The 20,486-nt window shown below is 64.6% G+C and carries 14 protein-coding genes and 1 pseudogene; 4 read left to right on the top strand and 11 right to left on the bottom strand.

What is annotated here, in order from left to right; genetic code table 11:
* Positions 1-53 precede the first annotated feature (53 nt).
* The 8 genes and pseudogenes from AB870_RS00670 to def all read right to left on the bottom strand — a co-directional run bounded on the left by AB870_RS00670 (position 54) and on the right by def (position 9,935).
* Positions 54-794, bottom strand: a complete 741-nt coding sequence (locus AB870_RS00670; RefSeq protein WP_047906536.1) for a response regulator — start codon at positions 792-794, stop codon at positions 54-56.
* Positions 795-3,086, bottom strand: a complete 2,292-nt coding sequence (locus AB870_RS00665) for a sensor histidine kinase (protein ID WP_269466249.1) — start codon at positions 3,084-3,086, stop codon at positions 795-797.
* A 343-nt stretch (positions 3,087-3,429) separates the two neighbouring features.
* Positions 3,430-4,014 (bottom strand): annotated as a pseudogene (locus tag AB870_RS27000) (DUF4390 domain-containing protein); the annotation flags it as partial.
* Entirely contained in the window at positions 4,011-5,324 is a 1,314-nt protein-coding gene (rsmB, locus tag AB870_RS00655) for a 16S rRNA (cytosine(967)-C(5))-methyltransferase RsmB (protein ID WP_047906534.1), read from the bottom strand. The gene rsmB and the pseudogene AB870_RS27000, both read right to left, overlap by 4 nt.
* A gap of 107 nt (positions 5,325-5,431) precedes the next feature.
* The gene (htpX, locus tag AB870_RS00650) at positions 5,432-6,289 is read right to left on the bottom strand and encodes a zinc metalloprotease HtpX (RefSeq protein ID WP_047906533.1); all 858 of its coding nucleotides are present in this window, start codon (positions 6,287-6,289) and stop codon (positions 5,432-5,434) included.
* Between the two features lie 217 nt (positions 6,290-6,506).
* The gene (gene fmt, locus AB870_RS00645; protein ID WP_047906532.1) at positions 6,507-7,496 is read right to left on the bottom strand and encodes a methionyl-tRNA formyltransferase; all 990 of its coding nucleotides are present in this window, start codon (positions 7,494-7,496) and stop codon (positions 6,507-6,509) included.
* Positions 7,497-7,548: 52 nt separating this feature from the next.
* Positions 7,549-9,285, bottom strand: coding sequence for an ArnT family glycosyltransferase (locus AB870_RS00640; protein WP_053059511.1), 1,737 nt, complete (start codon positions 9,283-9,285; stop codon positions 7,549-7,551).
* Positions 9,286-9,431: 146 nt separating this feature from the next.
* Positions 9,432-9,935, bottom strand: coding sequence for a peptide deformylase (gene def, locus AB870_RS00635; RefSeq protein ID WP_047908627.1), 504 nt, complete (start codon positions 9,933-9,935; stop codon positions 9,432-9,434).
* 226 nt (positions 9,936-10,161) lie between these two features.
* Here def and dprA point away from each other — a divergent pair, with 226 nt between their 5' ends.
* The 3 genes from dprA (at position 10,162) to AB870_RS00620 (ending at position 14,793) form a co-directional block, all read left to right on the top strand.
* A complete protein-coding gene (gene dprA, locus AB870_RS00630; RefSeq protein WP_053059510.1) occupies positions 10,162-11,436 on the top strand; it encodes a DNA-processing protein DprA in 1,275 nt (424 codons plus the stop codon).
* A 50-nt stretch (positions 11,437-11,486) separates the two neighbouring features.
* Entirely contained in the window at positions 11,487-11,876 is a 390-nt protein-coding gene (locus tag AB870_RS00625) for a thioredoxin family protein (protein WP_047906530.1), read from the top strand.
* A gap of 214 nt (positions 11,877-12,090) precedes the next feature.
* Positions 12,091-14,793 (top strand): DNA topoisomerase III, encoded by a 2,703-nt coding sequence (locus tag AB870_RS00620; protein ID WP_047906529.1) that lies wholly within the window; start codon positions 12,091-12,093, stop codon positions 14,791-14,793.
* A 174-nt stretch (positions 14,794-14,967) separates the two neighbouring features.
* Here the strand turns inward: AB870_RS00620 and AB870_RS00615 are convergent, their stop codons facing one another.
* Positions 14,968-15,945: a LysR family transcriptional regulator gene (locus AB870_RS00615; RefSeq protein ID WP_047906528.1), complete on the bottom strand. Its 978-nt coding sequence runs from the start codon at positions 15,943-15,945 to the stop codon at positions 14,968-14,970.
* A 441-nt stretch (positions 15,946-16,386) separates the two neighbouring features.
* Between AB870_RS00615 and hemN the strand changes: the two genes are divergently transcribed.
* Positions 16,387-17,844: an oxygen-independent coproporphyrinogen III oxidase gene (gene hemN / locus AB870_RS00610; protein ID WP_084663186.1), complete on the top strand. Its 1,458-nt coding sequence runs from the start codon at positions 16,387-16,389 to the stop codon at positions 17,842-17,844.
* Between the two features lie 159 nt (positions 17,845-18,003).
* Here hemN and AB870_RS00605 read toward each other — a convergent pair whose 3' ends face one another.
* Both AB870_RS00605 and AB870_RS00600 read right to left on the bottom strand, forming a co-directional pair.
* Positions 18,004-18,201 carry a YbdD/YjiX family protein gene (locus AB870_RS00605; protein WP_039394580.1) on the bottom strand — a complete coding sequence of 66 codons (198 nt, stop codon included), beginning with the start codon at positions 18,199-18,201 and terminating at the stop codon, positions 18,004-18,006.
* A 35-nt stretch (positions 18,202-18,236) separates the two neighbouring features.
* Positions 18,237-20,303 carry a carbon starvation CstA family protein gene (locus tag AB870_RS00600; RefSeq protein ID WP_047906527.1) on the bottom strand — a complete coding sequence of 689 codons (2,067 nt, stop codon included), beginning with the start codon at positions 20,301-20,303 and terminating at the stop codon, positions 18,237-18,239.
* Between the last annotated feature and the right edge of the window lie 183 nt (positions 20,304-20,486).

The raw sequence follows: 20,486 nt of genomic DNA, 5'->3' as shown, positions 1-20,486 counted from the left end.
ACGATATTCGTGCGGCATGACGACGCCGCACGCCACCTCACCCTGCCACGCCGTCAGGTCTTGCTCTTGGACAGTTCCACGCCCAGTTGCTTGAGCTTGCGATACAGATGCGTACGCTCCAGTCCCGTTTTTTCCGCCACGCGGGTCATGCTGCCGTGTTCTTTGGCCAGATGGTAGGCGAAGTAGGCGCGCTCGAAAGCGTCGCGCGCCTCGCGCAGCGGCACGTCGAAGGAGATGTCCGCCGACATGCCCGAGCCAGCCACGCCGCTCGCGCCTTCGGCATCGCTCCCGCCGAGCGGCGCATGATGCGACGCCACGCCGTTCAGCCCGTTGCCCGCATGGCGCGTTTCGCTCTCACCGAACACACCGGTGTCGAGCGATTCGTCGTCGCCGTCGAAGGCACCGGTCGCACCGCCGGAGACTTCGCGCTTGCCACGTGCCAGTCCCTGCTCCACCGCCTGCAACAACTTTTGCAGTGCGATGGGCTTTTCCAGGAAATTGAGCGCACCGATCTTCGTGGCTTCCACTGCCGTATCGATCGTGGCGTGTCCCGACATCATGATCACGGGCATGGTCAGCAGTTGCTGCGCCGCCCATTCCTTGAGCAAAGTCACGCCGTCGGTATCGGGCATCCAGATATCGAGCAGCACGAGGTCGGGCGTGTGGGCGGCACGGAACGCACGCGCTTCCTGCGCGTTCTCCGCCACCTCCACGACGTGTCCTTCGTCGCTCAGAATCTCCGAGAGCAGCTCCCGGATCCCCATTTCGTCATCCACCACCAAAATGGTTGCCATTTACGCTACCTTCGTGTGTTCTGCCGGCTTGTTGCGCGGCAGTTCCTGGTCGTCAGCCAATTGAGTAAACAAGATCGAAATCTGTGCACCTGCACTGCCTTCGCCCTCGGGTAAGGACCGATTACGAATATCAATGCGCGCCTGATGCTCGTCGATGATCTTCTTGACCATCGCCAATCCGAGTCCGGTGCCCTTCGACTTGGTCGTCACGTACGGTTCGAAGGCGCGGGTCAGAATGCGCGCCGGGAAACCCGGCCCGTTATCCGTGATCGTCAGACGCACTGCCGTGCGCTTCGGTTCACCAGGATGCACATCCGTTCCTGCGTATTCTACTGTCTTCGTTTCCACCGTGATAAGAGGGTTTTCGGTTCCGCCGACGGCATCTTGAGCATTCTGGAGCAGATTATGGATAACCTGCCGCAATTGCGTCGAGTCTCCACGAATCTCCGGCAGTTCGGCATCGAGATACGGCCGAATCGCGCCACGCCCTTCATCCACCCCGTATAACGTCAGCACCTCGCCAATCAGATCGTTGAGTTGCAACGGGTGCATGATCGCCGGCGGCAGACGCGCGTAATCGCGGAAGTCGTCGACCATGCGTTTCATCGCCGCGACCTGATTGACGATGGTCGTCGCGCCCTTTCGCAGCACTTCGGCGTCGGCCGGCGGCAGCTTGTCGGACAGCTTCATCTGCAAGCGCTCCGCCGAGAGCTGAATCGGCGTGAGCGGATTCTTGATCTCGTGCGCGAGACGCCGCGCCACTTCGGCCCACGCCACCGAACGCTGCGCGGAGATCACGTCGCTGATGTCGTCGAACACCACCACATAACCGCCGCCCGCGCGTGTCGGCACACCATCCACCGCGACCATGGGTTCGGGTAGATGCGAGCCGCGCACCAGCAACGTCACGCCATCGGTTTCGCCAGGCAGCGTCAGACCGATCTGCTGTTGCCAGTGTCCGCCCGGGCCGAGGTCGGCATTGGCATCGCGATCCGCAAACGCGCGCCGCAACGTTTCCCCGAACTCTACCAGTGCCGGAATATGGGCGGGCGAACGGTTGAGCTCCCCCTGAAAACTCTGCTTGAAGATGCGCTCTGCGCCCGCGTTGGCGGTCGTGAGCCTGAAGTCGCGGTCGAACACGAAGACCCCGGCCGTGAGACTCGACAGAATACTTTCCAGGTGGGCCTTCGAACTCTCCAGTGCCAGCCGGTTGCGCTCGACGGTGGCGCGCGCGTCGGACAACTGACGCGTCATCGCATTGAATGCCTGCGTAAGGAAGCCGAGTTCGTCGTTGGTGCGAACTTCGCCCTTCGGCGACAAGTCGCCCGCCGCCACTTCCTGCGTGCCGCGTGCGAGCAGGAACAGCGGCCGCGCGAGCTGGCTGCCGAGCGCCAGCGCGAGCATCATCGCCACGAAGGTCGCGAGGAACAGCGACAGCGTCAGCGTGCCGATATACATCTTGCGCAGGCCGGTGCGCCCGAGCGCCTTTTCCTGATATTCGCGATAGGCGTTCTGCACAGCCTCGGCGTTCTGCGCCAGGTTGGCCGGCACGAACTGCGTGACTTGCAGGAAGCGCTCGTCGTCCTGCAACGACGAGGTATAGCTCGACGGAATCCGTATCACGACCCGCCACCGCAACTGGTCGTGTCCTTCGTGCTTGTCGTAGCCTTCGCTGCCGCCCTCGATTGCGGTGTAGCCGCGCGACTGCACACGTGCCTGGCGCAACATCAATGGCGTGGGCAGATCGGGCACCAGCGCATTGAAGTTGCCCGACGCGGACGCCAGCACACGGCCGTTGCCGTCGACGATGGTCGCGTCCTGCAAACCGAACTGATCGCGCATGCGAAGCAGCGTGAGCGTGCCGCCCTTGTCGCCGCTCGACGCGAGGTTATCGGCCACCAGTTGCGCCTTGGCGCTCAGATCGGACAGGCCGTTGTTCAGAATCGCGCGACCGAGTTCCAGGCCGGAGTCCAACGCGGTTTCCACGCGCACGTCGAACCACGATTCGATGCTGCGCGAGACGAATTGCAATGACACGAGGTAAATGATGCCGCCCGGCAGCACGCCGACCAGCGCAAAGAAGATGGCGAGCTTCGCCAGCAGTCGCGTGCCGAAGCGCCGCTGGCGCAACCGGACCAGGATGATCCACACGAGCGCGCCGACGATGAAGACGAAGATGATCGCAACGGCAATGTTCGCCGTGTAGAGCAGCGAATAGTAGCGGTCGAAAAATTCGGTATTGGCCGAGGCGAGCGCCAGCAGGCCGAACAGGCCGATGGCGACCAGCGCCATCGTGACGATCAGCGTGCGAATGACGATGTGCTTGAGCAGGCCGCCGCCGTTATTTGACACGGGCAGCTCCGGGCGGCACCGCCGCGTTGAAGGCGAGCGGCAGCTTGCCCGTCAGTCGAGCCGCGGCGACCGGCGCGCCATTCCTGCCATTGCCGCCATCCGATGCCTCCGGCGCTGCCGGGGCCGCCACGGTGAGCCCCGTCGATCCGATGCCCGACGACGTGCCGGTCGGCGCCGGCGTCGTCGGCGACCCGGCGCCCGAGGCGGAAGTCCCCGGGCCGGGCGTCGCCGCAGCATTGACCGGAGCCGTCGGCAGACTCGCCGCCGCAGGCGGCGGAGACGGCGAGAACAGGAAGCGCGCCCAGTCGGAGCTCAGGTTCCAGTCGCGGTTGTTCACGGCGTCGATCTGAAACGGCTTGGGCATGAGCGCGTTATCGAGACGCATGCGCACTGACGCCTGATACTGCGTGCCCGGCTTGACCACGCCCTTCTCGATCACCCGCCAGCCACTGACGTTGCGCACGAGCGCGAGTGCCTCGCGCAACGAGCCGAAGCCGAGTTGCAGGCCACCGCTGTTGCTGTTGCCGTTATTGCTGGAGACGCGGTATTGACGCGTGAGCGGCTGAAACCACAACCGCACGCTCTGAGACGTGTTGACGACCTTCTCGTCGAACCAGTACCAGCGCGAGCGCGTGAGTTCGAAGTCGGTCGTGAAATAGAGGGAGACGCCACGATTGACGGCGTCTTCGAGACTGCTATTGAGCTCGAAGGCGAAGCGCGCGTCGAGCGACCAGCCGCCCTCGGACGGTTCGAGCCGGACTTCGCGCACCTGAATTTCGTTGTCGGCGCGCGCGCTCGCCGCGTAGCCGAGCGCAAGAACGCACAGCAGCGGCAGCAGGCAGGCCAGTAGCCGTTGGGAGAAGGTCACCGTTTCTGGAAGCGAGCGTAGTAGAAGCCGTCATGGGCGCCGCCAGGGGTCATTAGCAATTGCCCGGGAGCGTCCAATCGTACCGCATCTGAGCGAACACGTTCAAACCATTGCGCTTGCCGTTCGTTTTCCGCGGGGAAGATGGAACACGTCGCATAGATCAGTTCGCCGCCCACGGCCAGCGTGTCCCACAGCGCAAGCAGAATGCGGCGCTGCTCGTCCACCAGCGCCGCGATGTCGGATGCCCGGCGCAGCCACCGAATGTCGGGGTGACGGCGCACGATGCCCGCCGCCGAGCACGGTACGTCCGCCAGAATCCGGTCGAACGGCACGCCGTCCCAACCGCCGCCCGACCACTTCGACGGATTGCCGGCGTCGCCGATGCGCACGTCGGCTTGCAGCCCGAGACGTTCCAGATTTTCGTAGATGCGCGGCACGCGCGTGCGGTCGGACTCCAGCGCCGTGACGTGCACGTCCGCCATTTCGAGCAGGTGCCCCGTCTTGCCGCCGGGCGCCGCGCAGGCATCCAGCACGCGCAGACCTGCGTGCGGCTGTTCGCCCAGCACCAGCGGCGCGGCGAGTTGCGCACCGGCATCCTGCACCGAGACCCAACCGTTTGCGAAGCCGGGCAACCGCTCCACCGGCACCGCCTGCGCGAGGCGCAGCGCCACCGGGCCGATCACTTCGGCTTGCATGCCGGCCTGGGCCAGATTCGCCTGCATCTGCGCCACACTGATGCGGCGCGTGTTCACGCGCAACGTCATCGGTCCCCGGCTGTCGCCGGCGGCCAGCAGCATCTCCCATCGGTCGGGGTACGCCTCTCGCACGGTGTCGATCCACCACAGCGGGTAATTCCACCGCGCTTCGGGATGTTCGGCGATTTGCGCCGTCAAGGCGTTGCGCTCGCGCAGAAACCGGCGCAGCACGGCGTTGGCGAGCCCCTTTGCGGCCGCCGTGCGCCGTTGCGCGGCAATCGCTTCGACAGCCTGATCGACGACGGTAAATTCGGTATATGCCGCGCCTTCGGGAGGGTCTCGCAGCAACGCCAGCGCGCACAGCAGGATGTCGCGCACGCGGGCTTGCAGGGCCGACTTGACGAGCAGATCGAGCAACGCCCGGCTGCTGCCCAGACGCCGCACCGCGCGGTATGCGAGATCTTGCGAAGCGGCCCGGGCGGCCGGCGGGCACTGGATGGTGGCCTGCGCGAGTGCCTGCGGCAATGCGGTGCCCTTCTGGACGGATTCGAGGGCCTGCGCAGCGCGCTGAAGCGCATAGGCCAGGGATTCGGTGGGCAGACTCGGTTGCGGCATGGGCTTCTACAAACAAACATGCCCGCTCGACGGCGGGCATGGGAGGGCTATCGGACGGTGTCGGGCAACAGAATAGCAGACCGACGAGGCCGATTCGTGGCGACGGATTATTCGAAACGCCCCGTGCGCGCCATTTCCATGAGCCGGGCGATGCGCTCCTCGGTCGCCGGGTGCGTGCTGAAGAGGTTCTGCAATCCGCCTGCGCGCAGCGGGTTCATGATCATCATCTGCGCGGTGGCCGGATGCTGCTCGGCCGTGTCGAACGGAATGCCCTGCGCATAGCGATGAATCTTGTCGAGCGCCGAGGCGAGAGCCTGCGGATCGCCTGAGATCTGCGCACCGCCGCGGTCCGCCTCGAACTCGCGGGCACGCGAGATCGCCATCTGGATCAACGAAGCGGCCAGCGGCGCGAGAATCGCCACCGCAATGCTGGCGATCGGGTTGGCGGGACGGCCGTTCTCGTCGCGTCCGCCGAAGAACATGGCGAAATTGGCGAGCGCGGAAATCGCACCGGCCATCGTGGCGGAAATCGTCGAAATCAGAATGTCGCGGTGTTTCACGTGCGCCAGTTCGTGCGCCATCACACCGCGCAGTTCGCGCTCGGAGAGCACGCGCAGAATGCCGGTCGTCGCCGCCACGGCGGCGTTATCCGGGTTGCGGCCGGTGGCGAATGCGTTCGGGGCGTCCTCGTTGATGAGATACACCTTCGGCATCGGCAGTCCGGCACGCTGCGACAGGTCGCGCACCATGTTGTAGAACTGCGGCGCGCTGGTCTCGTCGACCTGCTGCGCGTTGTACATGCGCAGCACCATCTTGTCCGAGAACCAGTACGAAAAGAAATTCATCGCGAGCGCGAACGCCAGCGCGAGCATCATGCCCTGCCTGCCGCCGATCATGCCGCCCACCACCATGAACAACGCGGTGATGGCCGCCATCAGCAGGGTGGTCTTCATCCAATTGAACATGGTGTTCTCCTCTGCAAATTCTTGATGACTTGAGGGAATCACGCACTTTGCGTGTCCTCGGGCGTTAGATGGCGCCGCATGGGGAAAATTCAACGTCTGCGGCCGCCGATTCGAACATTTTTCCGACGTTCCCCGGGATTCCCTGCGACTTCGAAGACGTTTTACGACATTTTCGTTCTGTTTTATTGATCGGAACGACGTTTCCCAACACCACCTCTCAGTCCGGCTTGGCGTCCGGAACGCCGGACGCAAAAACGTCGCCCGCCGCGACGGTGAAGCCCGCGAGAAACTCGCGCACCGGCAAACGCCTGCCGCCCGGCTTTTGACACTCGGTCACGCGCAGTGCCCCTTCGCCGCAGGCGATCACGATGGCGTCGGCGCTCACTTCGAGCACCGTGCCCGGCGACGCACCCGTTTGTCCGGAGACCGCGCTCGCACGCCACAGTTTCACGGGCGTGGCGTGCACGGTGCCCAGTGCACCGGGAAACGGGTCGAACGCCCGGACCTGCCGTGCGAGCGCTTGCGCCGGTCGGCGCCAGTCGAGTACCGCTTCGTGCTTGGCGATCTTCTCGGCATAGGTCACACCGGCGTCGGGTTGCGCCACGGACGGCAGGTGGCCGTCGCGCGCCAGTTGACGCAGCGCGTCGACGATAAGCTTGCCGCCCAGCGCCGCCATGCGGTCGTGCAGCGTCGACGTGGTGTCCTCCGGGCCAATGGGTTCGACCTCGCGCAGGATCATCGCGCCCGTGTCGAGCCCTGCGTCCATCTGCATGATGGTGATGCCGGTCTCGGCGTCGCCCGACTCGATGGCGCGGTGAATCGGTGCGGCCCCCCGCCAACGCGGCAGCAACGAGCCATGGATGTTAAGACAGCCGTAACGCGGCAAATCGAGCACTTCCTGCGGCAGGATCAGGCCGTATGCCGCCACGACCATGACGTCCGGCGCAAGCGCGCGCAGTTGCTCGATAGCCGCCGTGGCTTCCTCCGGATACTTGCCGTGGCGTCGCAGCGAGGGTGGCTGCGCGATCGGCATGCCATGTGCCTGGGCGTAGCGCTTGACCGGACTGGCCTGCAACTTCATGCCCCGTCCGGCAGGACGATCCGGCTGAGTGAGCACCAACTCCACAGAAAAGCCGGCGGCATCGATGGCGGCGAGCGCGGTTTGGGCGAATTCCGGCGTACCGGCGAAAACGATGCGAAGCGTCATGACGAACTTCCTCCTGCTGAACGCTGCCTGGCACGCTCTGGCGTGCCTTCATTTATTTGACGGCAGACGGGACGAACGCACGGAAACGCTCGTTCGTGTCGCCTGCGCGACCGCCCTGCCAGATCATCTGCCAGCCCTCGGGCACGGTGATCCGTGAGCTGGCCTTGTCGAGCACGAGCAGCACGCCGCAACGCGAGGCGTCGGCCAGCCCCGGCAACTGTACCGGGCGAACATCGATGAAATAGTCAAGCATGCCGCGCTCCGATTCGCCGACGTTGAACGATCCGACGCAAGTGCTCGCTTCGGATGTACCGGTATGCGGCACCTTCGCGAGCGCCGCTTTGAGCGAGGCGAACGGCGTGCGATAGCTTCGCGCTTCGTTGACCCACGGGAGCAGCAACGTCGAGAGCGTTCCCCATACGAACGTCAGTCCGGCAAAACCGAAGACGAGCGCGCCAAGGGCGCGGCGATGCACGATGGCGCTCACCCACAAGCCCGCAACAACGACCGCTGCCAACACGAGCCCCGGCGAAAACGGCAGCACGTAATCGAGCGGCAGCCACTTGCCGATCGGCCCGGCCGCAACATGGCCATTGCCGGTCAGTTGCAGCCCCCAGCGAACCCACAGGAACACGCCCAGCACGCTCATGAGCACGAGCGCCACGCCCGACCATGTCTTCTCGAGCCATGAAGGCAGGCGAACGCCCGCGCCGAGCACCGCGATGGCCGGGAAGAGCGACAACATATAGATGTCGCGGATCGCCGACGAGACCACCAGCGTCAACACGAACAGCACGACGTAAAGCCACAGCATGGCGAGCTCGGGGCGTTCGGCGGCGAAGCGCCGCAAGCCGGTTTGCCGACATTGCGCGATCCATGCGCCCAGCGCGAGCCAGCCCGCCGGGAACGTCAGCCCGAGCAGACTCGTCACGTCGTTCCAATAAGACTTGCGCTCGCCGCCCAGATGCACGAAACCGAAGAACCGGCCGAAGTTGTTGTCCCAGAACCATTCGATGAACAGCGGCTCGGACGCACGCCAGAACAGCACCGGCCAGACGATCAGCCACGGCAGCGACGCCAGCACCGCCCAGCCGAGCGCCGCGGCATAACGGCGCGTGCGATAAGCCGGCAGCACGAGCACGGCCAGCGCCGTGAGCCCGAGCACGCCGGGCACGAGCAGCCCCTTGCTAAGGAATGCGATACCCGCGCCCGTGCCGAACAACAGGCCCCACCGGCGCGCGCAACTTTCGGATCTGGCCAGACGTGCCAACGCAGCCAACGCCAGCGCCGCCCCCGCGAGTTGGGGGACATCCGCCGTCAATTTATGGATGTTCTCGATGGCGCCGAAGCTGCCGACCATGAGCATCGGCGCGAGCCAGTGGAAGTTGTCCGAACCGTATAACCGTTGCGCGAGACGCCCGACGCAGAACACGGCGAGCACGAGCCACGCCAGCACGGCGAGCTGCGCGCCCTGGAACACCGGCAGCACACCGGAGGTCGCTCTCGCCAACATCGCCCCCGTCCAGTACATGACGGGCGGCTTCTCGACGAAGGGATCGGCGGCCACGCGCGGCACGATCAGATCGTGGCCCCGGAAGAAGTTGAGCACCATACCGACGGAATACGGCTCATCGGCTTTCCAGGGATCGCGGTCGAACAGGCCGGCGAGCAGGAAGGCGAACAGCAGTGCGGCACTCAGCCAGAAGACCGTGCGGGAGCGTGCCGAATACGAAGCGGGCGCGGGGGGCGAGGGGGGCAAGGAGGGCGGCGAAGTGGTGACGATGGACATCTCGGCGGACAGTCGGGAATTTGGCCCGGCGGCAGACGTTCGGGACGCCCCGTCGCAGCGGCAGAAGGCGGACCCATGGCCCGCGAGCGCTGCAAGTATAGAGGACTTTACCGTGCGCGCCCAACCATGGGCGTCGCCGCGGGGAATCAGGCGCGTACGGCCTGCTTCTTCATCTTCGCCTTGATGCGGTTGCGCTTGAGCGGCGAGAGGTACTCCACGAACACGCGGCCCTTGAGGTGATCCATTTCATGCTGGATGCACACGGCGAGCAGGTCGTCGGCGTCGATCGTGAACTTCTCGCCGTTTTCATTCAGCGCTTCCACGCGCACGCGGTCGGCACGCTCGACTTCGTCGTAAATGCCGGGCACGGAGAGACAACCCTCTTCGTAGACCTTCTGCTCGTCGCTGCGCCAGACGATCTTCGGATTGATGAACACGCGCAATTCGTCGCGCGTCTCCGAGAGGTCCATCACGATGACCTGTTCGTGAACGTCGACCTGCGTGGCTGCGAGGCCGATGCCGGGGGCGTCGTACATGGTCTCGGCCATGTCCCTGACGAGTTGACGGATCCGGTCGTCGACTTCGGCAACCGGTTTGGCCACCTTGTGCAGACGCGGATCGGGGTACTGAAGAATGGGTAGCAATGCCATGATGAAAACGGGAATTCGCCGCATTGCCCCGTGGGCGCCTGCCAACGCACAATCGTGCGATGGCTGATGAGCGCCGCGACGAGTCGCCGCGCGCGCTGCCTGCTCTGGCCCCCCGGTCAATGCTTACCGGATGATGAAAAATTTTAGCATAGCGCTCCCGCCGGCGCCCCCTGTCCCAAACAGGCAGGCCGGGGCTTCCCCGGACGAAATCGCAGACTGGCTGCGGTTGTGCCATACGCCCGGCGTGCCGCCCGCCGCGGCACGGCGTCTGCTGGCGGCACTCGGGCCGCCCGGCGTCGTTTTCCAGACGCCACGCGCCGTATTGACGGAGATCGTGCCGCACGACGTCGCCTCGCGTCTGCTCGCCCGCACGTGCGCCGATCTCGCCGAACTGATCGCCGGCACGCTGGCATGGGCGTCGCACCCGGGATGCACCGTCGTCACCCTGTCCGAGGCGGTCTACCCGCGTGCACTTCTCGCCCTGGGCGATGCCCCGCCCATACTCTACTGCCGGGGCGACGTGTGCCTGGCGAACCGCGCCGACGCCACCGGTGCGCCCGGAGGGATGGCGGCAGCGCTCGTCGGCAGCCGACGCGCGACCCCGCAGGGACGCGACAACGCACGTCACTTCGCCCGGGTACTGGGCGACGCGGGCGTCCTGGTCGTATCGGGACTTGCCGCCGGTATTGACGCAGCCGCGCACGAAGGCGCACTGGACACGGTCGGCAGCACGTGCGCGATCATCGGCACCGGTGCGGACATCGTCTACCCGTTTCGCCATCGCGCCCTCGCAGAGCGAATTGCCGAGCGGGGCCTGCTGCTCTCGGCGTTTCCCATCGGCACCCCGCCCCGGCCGGAACATTTTCCGCAACGCAACCGGCTCATCGCCGCGCTCGCACGATGCACTGCCGTCATCGAAGCGACGACGCATTCGGGATCGCTCATCACTGCGCGTCTGGCGGGGGAACTTGGGCGCGACGTGCTGGCCGTGCCCGGTTCGATCCACGCCCCGCAGAGTCAAGGCTGCCATGTGCTGATACGGGACGGCGCAACCCTGGCAGCGTGCCCTGAAGACATCCTCGAAGCGATGGGCATGGCGTGTCCGGCCGACGCGTCGAGCCTTGCCGCCAAAGAGGGCAGGCCGCGGCGTACCGCCGTGCGGCATCGGCCGCCTAATTCGACCGCGCCCCGCAATGGGGAACAACGCCTTCGCGCCGCTGGCAATGGGAACGCGGGGACCGTCGCGGCGGTCCACGCCGGCATGACGCCCGAACCACCCGAACCACCCGTTGGCGACTCCGCCGCCGCACCGCCGGCGGGCACGGCAGCGATCCTGGAGGCGCTGGGGTATGATCCGGTCAACGCGGACACCCTCTGCGAGCGCTCCGGTCTGGGCATTGCCACCGTCCTGTCGCAACTCGGTGTGCTCGAACTCCATGGCCGCGTGGCCCGCCTGCCGGGCGGCCGGTTCGTGCAGATCTGCCCCCGGCCGGCCCGCTAGCGGCGAGTGCCCTGCCCGCCCCCACATCCCGATACCGACATCACGACACCATGCCCGTTTTCGATCCCGTCGCCGACCGTTCCGCGCTTGCTGCTGCGCTGGCCGATGGCAACACACGCCTTGTGGCCTGCCTGTGCGCGGCGTGGTGCGGCACGTGCCGCGAATACGCGCAGACGTTCGAGCAGTTGGCGGCGAAGCATCCCGAGCTATGTTTCGTCTGGGTGGATATCGAGACGCACGCCGACTGGCTCGACGACCACGACATCGAGAATTTCCCGACCCTGCTGGTGCAGGACACCTCCCAGTCCGCCGGACAAGCCCGTTTCTTCGGTCCGGTGCTGCCGGCGATCGGCATTTTGGAACGTATGCTCGACGCGGGCGTGCTGAGTAACGCCACGGTTGTCGCCCCGGCGCTGCGCGAACATCTGCTCGCCGGCTGATCCCCGGAAGTCCCGCCGCGCAATGCCCGAACGGCGCCGGACGGGCGCGGGCGCGCCCCGCCGTCCCCACCCTTGCCGCCGGCTTGCGACGCGCTTATGATGTGCCGCTTTCAGGCACGCCTTGTGCCCGATCCGACGGCAACGCCGGGTTGGCTATATGTTATAAAGCCAACGAATGTCGCCTGGCGACACCCCCTCAATATTACTTAACGTCATGTCAAAAGCTCTGATCATTGCCGAGAAACCGTCTGTCGCGAATGACATCGCGCGGGCGCTGGGCGGCTTTACCAAGCATGACGAGTACTTCGAGAACGACGATTACGTCGTCTCGTCGGCGGTTGGCCACCTCGTCGAAATCGGCGCGCCGGAAGACTATGAAGTCAAACGCGGCAAGTGGAGCTTCGCCAACCTTCCCGTGATTCCCCCCCACTTCGACCTCAAGCCGATTGCCAAGAGCGAGTCGCGCCTGAAGGTGCTCACCCGGCTCATCAAGCGCAAGGACGTGGATGTCCTGATCAACGCCTGTGACGCGGGACGCGAGGGGGAACTGATTTTCCGCCTGATCGCCCAGCACGCAAAGGCGAAGCAGCCGATCAAGCGCCTGTGGCTTCAGTCGATGACGCCGCAATCGATCCGCGACGGCTTCAAGCGTCTGCGCACGGACGACGACATGCTGCCGCTGGCCGATGCCGCACGCAGCCGCGCCGAAGCCGACTGGCTCGTCGGCATCAACGGCACGCGTGCCATGACCGCCTTCAACAGCAAGGGCGGCGGCTTCTTCCTTACGACGGTGGGTCGCGTGCAGACACCGACGCTGTCGATCGTGGTCGAGCGCGAAGAGAAGATCCGCAAGTTCGTCTCGCGCGACTACTGGGAAGTCAAGGCGGAGTTCGTCGCAGCCGCCGGCTTCTATGAAGGCCGTTGGTTCGACCCGAACTTCAAGCGCAACGAATTCGATCCCGAGCAGCGCGATTCGCGTCTGTGGAGCGTGGCGGCCGCCGAGTCGGTCGTGGCCGCCGTGCGCGGCAAGCACGGGACCGTCACGGAAGAATCGAAGCCGTCGAGCCAGCTCTCGCCGCTGCTGTTCGATCTGACGAGCCTGCAACGCGAAGCCAACAGCCGTTTCGGTTTCTCTGCGAAGAACACGCTCGGTCTGGCGCAGGCCCTGTACGAAAAGCACAAGGTGCTGACGTACCCGCGTACCGACGCCCGTGCCCTGCCGGAAGACTATCTGGCCACCGTCAAGGAGACGATGGCCGTGCTCAAAGAGAGCAACAACTATCACCAGTTCGCCAGCCAGATCCTGAACAAGGACTGGGTCAAGCCGAACAAGCGGATCTTCGACAACAGCAAGATCAGCGATCACTTCGCCATCATCCCGACGCTGCAAGCGCCGAAGAACCTGTCCGAGCCGGAACAGAAGCTGTACGACCTCGTGGTCAAGCGTTTCCTCGCGGTGTTCTTCCCCGCGGCCGAATATCAGGTGACGACCCGTATCACGGAAGTGGTCGGTCATCACTTCAAGACGGAAGGCAAGGTGCTCGTGCAGGCCGGCTGGCTTGCCATTTACGGCAAGGAAGGCGCCGACGACGGCAAGGACGCCAAAGACAGCAAGGAAGACCAGCCGAACCTGGTGCCGGTCGCCAGGGACGAGAAGGTCGGTGTGGACAAGGTCGCCGCCATCGGCCTGCAAACCAAGCCGCCCGCACGCTACAGCGAAGCCACGCTGCTCTCCGCCATGGAAGGCGCGGGCAAGCTCGTCGAAGACGGCGAACTACGCGAAGCGATGGCGGGCAAGGGGCTCGGCACCCCGGCCACGCGCGCGGCGATCATCGAAGGTCTGCTCACAGAAAAGTACCTCGTGCGCGAAGGCCGCGAGTTGCATCCCACGGCCAAGGCCTTCCAGTTGATGACGCTGCTGCGCGGTCTCGGCGTGGACGAACTCACGTTGCCCGAACTCACGGGCGAATGGGAAGCCAAGCTCTCGCAGATCGAGCGTGGCGGTCTCAAGCGCGACGAGTTCATGCACGAAATCGCGCAGATGACGCAGACCATCGTCAAGCGCGCGAAGGAATACGACTCGGACACCATTCCCGGCGATTACGCAACGCTTAGCACGCCGTGCCCGCATTGCGGTGGCGTGGTCAAGGAGAACTACCGTCGTTTCGCCTGTACGAAGTGCAACTTCTCGATCTCGAAGATTCCGGGCGGACGCCAGTTCGAAATTCCGGAAGTCGAAGAACTTCTGAAGAACAAGACGATCGGTCCGCTGTCAGGCTTTCGCAGCAAGATGGGGCGTCCGTTCTCGGCCATCATCAAACTCTCGCCCGATGACGAAATGGGCTACAAGCTCGAATTCGACTTCGGTCAGGACAACGGCGACGAGGACGGCGAAGCTCCGGACTTCTCGGGTCAGGAACCGGTCGGCCATTGCCCGAAGTGCAACGCACGCGTGTTCGAGCACGGTATGCGTTACGTCTGCGAGAACGCCGTGGCCAATCCGAAGACCTGCGATTTCACGTCGGGCAAGGTGATCCTCCAGCAGGAAATCTCGCGCGAACAGATTCACAAGTTGCTCACCGAGGGCAAGACGGATCTGCTGACGAACTTCAAGTCGTCGCGCACCGGCCGCACGTTCAAGGCCTATCTGGCCAAGCAGAAGGACGGCAAGATCGGCTTCGAGTTCGAAGCGAAGGCCCCGAAGAAGACGGCAGCCAAGCCAGGCACGGAAACGGACGAGGGCGAAGAGAAGGCCGCCCCGGCGCGCAAGACGGCGACGAAGACCGCAGCGGCCAAGGCACCGGCCAGGAAGGCCGCTGCCAAGAAGACGGCCGCGAAGGCCAGGCCGGCGACCAAGTCGGCCACGGCCGGCAAGTCGGACGATGCCGCCTTCGACGAGGACGACGCACCGTTCTGACCCGCTCTACCGGGGTTGTCACACCTTGTCGCCATTGCCCCGTGTCGCCGGGGCAATAAAAAAACGGCCACTTCCCTTTGAACTGCCCCCCAATAGTTTTGGACATGAATCCAACTCTTGGGGGCCGGTTCCCTTGCGGGAGTGGCCGTTTTGCGTCCTGGGATGCAAACCGCGTCACACGGGCATTTCGGTATTCGGCGTCGAAGGTGTGGCGGAAGTGGACAGTTTCGGCGGCACCCAGCGCTCGGCGGCCGAAATGCTCTCGTTCTGGCGAAAGTATTCGACCGTCAGATCGATGAAACCGCGCGTTTTCGCCGAGAGGTACTTACGGCTCGGGTAGACGAGCGAGACGTCGATGGGCGTTTGCGAATAGTTGCGCATCAACGCGACGAGATCGCCGTCGCGCACATCGTTGCCGACGAGGTACGACGGCAGAAACGCAATGCCGTGTCCCAGCAGCACCGACTGACGCAGCAGCGCCGTGTTGTTGCAAATGAGCTTGTTCTGCACCCGCACGCGAACTTCGCCGTCCGGCCCGGCGAACACGCGGTCGTCGCTCCAGAATTCGCTGGGCAGGCCCAGCACCCCATGCTCGCCCAACTCCTGCGGGGTTACCGGCTCGCCGTGCTCGGCGATGTAGGCCGGCGATGCGCAGAGCATCACGCGCGTTTCAGCCAGAACGCGCGAGATCAGGCTTTCGCTGTTGATCATGCGTGTGAGCAGAATGCCGCAGTCGTAACCTTCTTCCACCAGATCGACCGCGCGGTCGGTCAGCGTGAGATCCACGACCACCTTCGGGTGCAGTTCCTGATACTTCTTGAGGAGCGGTGCGAGGTTGCGCACCCCGAACGAGACAGGCGCTACGACCTTCAATGTGCCTTTGGGATCGCGAGAGGCGCTCGAAATCAGCGCATCGGCTTCGTCGACTTCGTCGATGATCTGCCGGCAACGTTCGAGATACACCTGCCCGGCACCGGTGAGCGACAGGCTGCGGGTGGTGCGATTGAGCAAGCGAACGCCGAGGTGCGATTCGAGTTCTGCGACGTGCCGGGTGACGACAGCGGCGGACAGATCCATCTGGGCAGCCGTACGGGCGAAACTCCCGTTGTCGGCCACTTTGACGAAAACGCGCATCGATTGCAGACGGTCCATGTTGTTTCCGATCGTGATATGCCGCGTCGTTCCGGCAAAAACGAGTATGGGCGGACCGGCTAAGTACCGGCACTGCGGATACCCGCGGGCACCGGTCGGACCGCCGCCCCGGCGGTTCCGGGGCGAGCCTCGCGCGTGCCGCCAGGGCTGTCGACACGGCGGGGGACTTCAATTAGGCGCTAGCTTACCGTACGCGACAAAAATTTGCCTGCCGCGGCAATGATTTTGACGCACGACGGCCGTGCCCCATGCGCACGTCAACGCACAAATGCGCCGCCGATGCCGAGTTTTGCGCAATGGCACAACACATGACACCGTTCGCACGCGGCATGCATGCCGCGCGCCGGGTGTTTGACGCAGGTCACGACACGCCGCTCGCGGCGGCACTACAGTCGAATGTCACCGGCTGCACCGACTCCACCGACTGTTACAGGCCTCGTCATGAACCCCACTCCCATTTTGTCGACGCCTTGCGCCAACGCGCCCGGCGACCACAAGACCGCCACGGCCCACACAGCGCACACCACGCCACTTCACTTCGACGCACGCCTTCTCGGCCGTTACGACGTCAACGGCCCGCGTTACACGTCATATCCCACGGCGCTCCAGTTCCGAGACGATTTCAGCGCCAGCGATTACGCGCGCGCCGCGGCCCAGTCCAAGCGCACCGGCAAGCCGGTCTCCCTGTATTCGCATGTGCCCTTCTGCGACACGGTGTGCTTCTACTGCGCGTGCACCAAGATCGTCACGAACAATCGCGCGCATGCGGATGCCTACGTGGAACGCCTGCACGCCGAGATCGCGCGGCAGGCGTCGCTGCTCGGCGCCGGGCGCGCGCTCGCCCAGATGCATTGGGGTGGCGGCACCCCGACGTTCCTGTCGCTCGAACAGATCGCCTCGCTCATCGATGCGATCGGGCGCCACTTCGTCATGGGGCACGACGACAGCGCCGAGTACGCCATCGAGATCGATCCTCGCAGCGCGGGGCCGGCATCGATCCGCGCGCTGCGTGCCCTCGGCTTTAATCGTCTGTCCATCGGCGTGCAGGACTTCGACCCGCGCGTTCAGGAAGCGATTCATCGCGTGCAACCACGCGCGCTCGTCGAAGCGACACTGGACGCGGCGCGCGGTTGCGGCTTCAAGTCGGTGAATTTCGATCTGATCTATGGCCTGCCGCATCAAACGACCGAGTCGTTTTCGAATACGCTCGACGCGGTAATCGAGATGGCTCCCGAGCGACTGTCGGTGTTCAGCTACGCGCATCTGCCCGGCCAGTTCAAGATGCAGCGCTGCCTGCCGGATACGCTGCCGGACGGACCGGAAAAGCTCGCGCTGCTGCAAACCATCGTTACCCGCCTGACCGCGGCCGGTTACGTCTACATCGGCATGGATCACTTCGCCCGCCCCGACGACGAACTCGCGCTCGCGCAGGCGGCGGGCACCCTGCATCGCAACTTCCAGGGATATAGCACGCGTGCCGATTGCGATCTCATCGGTGTGGGCATGTCGGCCATCGGCCATATCGGCGACAGCTACGCGCAGAACGCCAAGACGTTGAAAACGTATTACGACGCCATTGATGCCGGGGGACTGGCCATCGCGCGGGGCGTGCGGCTCGATGCGGACGACCACATCCGGCGTGACGTCATTTCGCGTCTGATGTGTCACATGGCGCTCGATTTCGGCACCATCGAACAGACACACAGCGTTGACTTCGTGTCGTACTTCGCGAACGAGTTGGGTGAACTGGCCGATCTGGCCGCCGACGGCCTCGTTGCCATCGACGCCCACGGGCTGCGCGTCCTGCCGGCGGGTCGCTTGCTGGTACGCGTGGTCGCGCAGGTCTTCGACGGCTACCGTCGCAGTGCGGCCCACGAACGCTGTGCGAAGGTGATGTGACGACGGCGTCGCGTCGGCTGCCATACGCCGTGCGCACCCGGCCGGCAAAGGTCAAAGGCGAACGACGTCGCGAAAACAAGACACCCGGTGGGATCTCCACCGGGTGTTTTTCATTCGCGACGTCATCGAGGGATAAACGGTAACATCGCCGAATGTCCTTCAACAGCAACGGCCACCGCTCTTGCCGCCGTAACGGGCTTCCTGTCTCTCGCGGAAGAACGCCTCGTAGCTCATGACCGGCCGATCCGGGTGTGTGGCCTGCATGTGCGCCACATACGTGTCGTAATCGGGCAGACCGACCATCAGACGCATGGCCTGCCCCAGATACCGTCCGACCTTGCCGACTTCATCAAGCATGGCGACTCCTGTGTTCGTGTGCGGCGCGCGGCGTCTCAGACGCGCTGACCGGCGGGCATCGGCTCGAACGGTGTTTCCTTGGCCGTCGGTTTGTGATTGCGGCGTGCCACGAGGATCGTACGCAAACCGAACACCGCGACCGCGACCACCACGAACATGAACACACCGGCGAGCGTGGCATCCACGTAGTCGTTGAACACGATCTGCTGCATCTGCGCCACCGTCTTGGCCGGGGCGAGCAACTTGCCGTCCGCCAATGCCGTCTGATACTTCGCTGCGTGGGCGAGGAAGCCGACCTTCGGATCCGGATCGAACATCTTCTGCCAACCCGCCGTGAGCGTGCAGGCAAGCAACCACAGCGTGGGCAGAATCGTCACCCAGGCGAAGCGTTCGCGCTTGAGTTTGAAGAGCACGCAGGTCGCCAGAATCAGCGCGATGGCGGCGAGCATCTGGTTGGAGATACCGAACAGCGGCCACAGGGTGTTGATGCCGCCCAGCGGATCGACCACGCCCTGATACAGGAAGTAGCCCCACGCAGCCACGCACAATGCGGTAGCGATCAGGTTGGCCGGCAGCGACTCCGTACGCTTGAGCGACGGCACGAACGTGCCCAACAGGTCCTGCAGCATGAAGCGCCCGGCACGCGTGCCTGCATCGACAGCGGTCAGGATGAACAGGGCTTCGAACAGAATGGCGAAGTGATACCAGAACGCCATCATCGCCTCGCCACCCACGACCTGGTGCAGGATGTGCGCCATGCCGACAGCAAGCGTCGGGGCGCCACCGGCGCGCGAAATGATCGTATTTTCGCCGACGGCGCGCGCCGTGGCAGTGAGCACGTCCGGCGTGATCGTGAAACCCCAGCCCGAGACGACCTGCGCCACGGCTTCCGGCGTCGTGCCGATCACGGCGGCCGGGCTGTTCATCGCGAAGTAGACGCCCGGATCGATCACCGATGCGGCCACCAGCGCCATGATGGCCACGAACGATTCCATCAGCATGCCGCCATAACCGATGAAGCGCGCGTTGACCTCGTTGTCCAGCAACTTCGGCGTGGTGCCCGACGAGATCAGGGCGTGGAAGCCGGAGACGGCGCCGCAAGCGATCGTAATGAAGAGGAACGGGAACAGCTTGCCCGACCAGACCGGACCGCTGCCGTCGACGAATTGTGTCAGCGCGGGCATCTTCAGTTCGGGGGCAACGACCAGAATGCCGATGGCGAGCGCGAGGATCGTGCCGATCTTCAGGAACGTCGACAGGTAGTCGCGCGGTGCGAGTAGCAGCCAAACGGGCAACACCGAGGCGACGAAACCGTATCCGATCAGCATCCAGGTGAGTTGCTTGCCGTCGAACGTGAACAGTGGCGCGAGGGCAGCGCTGTCGTGCACGCTTTGGCCGAAATAGATGGCGGCCATGAGCATGACAAAGCCGATGATCGACACTTCGCCGATACGACCCGGACGTATGAAGCGCGTGTACACGCCCATGAAAAGTGCGATCGGAATCGTCAACCCGACAGTGAACGTGCCCCACGGCGAGCCGGTGAGCGCCTTGACCACGATCAGCGCCAGCACGGCGAGAATGATGATCATGATGAGGAACGCGCCGAACAGTGCGATCACACCGGGAATCATGCCGAGTTCGGCCTTCACGAGATCGCCCAGCGAACGGCCATCGCGCCGCGTGGAGATGAACAGCACCATGAAATCCTGCACCGCGCCCGCGAAAACCACGCCCGCGAGAATCCACAGCATGCCCGGCAGATAGCCCATTTGCGCGGCGAGCACCGGACCGACCAGCGGTCCGGCACCGGCAATCGCGGCAAAGTGGTGGCCGAACAGCACGTAGCGATTGGTCGGGACGTAATCCAGACCGTCGTTATGGCGCCATGCCGGCGTCATGCGGGTGCCGTCGAGTTGCGCCACGCGCGTGGCGATGAACTTGCTGTAGAAGCGATACGCGATCAGATAAACGCAGATGGCTGCGATCACGATCCAGAGTGCGCTGACGGTTTCGCCGCGCGATAGAGCCACCGTGCCGAGCGCGCACGCGCCGACGACGGCCACCGCTGCCCAGGGCAGTTGTTGCCAGATGCGATTCATTGTCTCTCCTCGGAACTGCCTGCTTAAGGCAGCAACCCGGGACGGTGCCGTTGCGGCGCTGTCCCGCCTCTTGGTGTGACGCCGTGTGAGCGTCGTGGACCCGTCGTGTGTCCTTGCACGTCCGTTGCATGCTCGCGATGCATGTGCGCCGGCTTCGTTTTGGGTCCGTCCCGAATCGCAGCC

The organism is Pandoraea faecigallinarum (assembly GCF_001029105.3).
In the GTDB taxonomy this organism is placed as follows: domain Bacteria; phylum Pseudomonadota; class Gammaproteobacteria; order Burkholderiales; family Burkholderiaceae; genus Pandoraea; species Pandoraea faecigallinarum.
The sequence above is the reverse complement of the archived record's forward strand: the minus strand, read 5'-3'. Positions and strand labels throughout refer to the sequence as shown.

Excerpts from the sequence above, each read along its gene's own strand:
- AB870_RS00625 (WP_047906530.1), top strand. The coding sequence starts at position 11,487 with ATGCCCGTTTTCGATCCCGTCGCCGACCGTTCCGCGCTTGCTGCTGCG.
- AB870_RS00640 (WP_053059511.1), bottom strand. The coding sequence starts at position 9,285 with ATGTCCATCGTCACCACTTCGCCGCCCTCCTTGCCCCCCTCGCCCCCC.
- AB870_RS00600 (WP_047906527.1), bottom strand. The coding sequence starts at position 20,303 with ATGAATCGCATCTGGCAACAACTGCCCTGGGCAGCGGTGGCCGTCGTC.
- hemN (WP_084663186.1), top strand. The coding sequence starts at position 16,387 with ATGAACCCCACTCCCATTTTGTCGACGCCTTGCGCCAACGCGCCCGGC.
- AB870_RS00670 (WP_047906536.1), bottom strand. The coding sequence starts at position 794 with ATGGCAACCATTTTGGTGGTGGATGACGAAATGGGGATCCGGGAGCTG.
- AB870_RS00605 (WP_039394580.1), bottom strand. The coding sequence starts at position 18,201 with ATGCTTGATGAAGTCGGCAAGGTCGGACGGTATCTGGGGCAGGCCATG.
- def (WP_047908627.1), bottom strand. The coding sequence starts at position 9,935 with ATGGCATTGCTACCCATTCTTCAGTACCCCGATCCGCGTCTGCACAAG.
- rsmB (WP_047906534.1), bottom strand. The coding sequence starts at position 5,324 with ATGCCGCAACCGAGTCTGCCCACCGAATCCCTGGCCTATGCGCTTCAG.
- AB870_RS00620 (WP_047906529.1), top strand. The coding sequence starts at position 12,091 with ATGTCAAAAGCTCTGATCATTGCCGAGAAACCGTCTGTCGCGAATGAC.
- AB870_RS00615 (WP_047906528.1), bottom strand. The coding sequence starts at position 15,945 with ATGGACCGTCTGCAATCGATGCGCGTTTTCGTCAAAGTGGCCGACAAC.
- htpX (WP_047906533.1), bottom strand. The coding sequence starts at position 6,289 with ATGTTCAATTGGATGAAGACCACCCTGCTGATGGCGGCCATCACCGCG.
- AB870_RS00665 (WP_269466249.1), bottom strand. The coding sequence starts at position 3,086 with ATGGCGCTGGTCGCCATCGGCCTGTTCGGCCTGCTGGCGCTCGCCTCG.
- fmt (WP_047906532.1), bottom strand. The coding sequence starts at position 7,496 with ATGACGCTTCGCATCGTTTTCGCCGGTACGCCGGAATTCGCCCAAACC.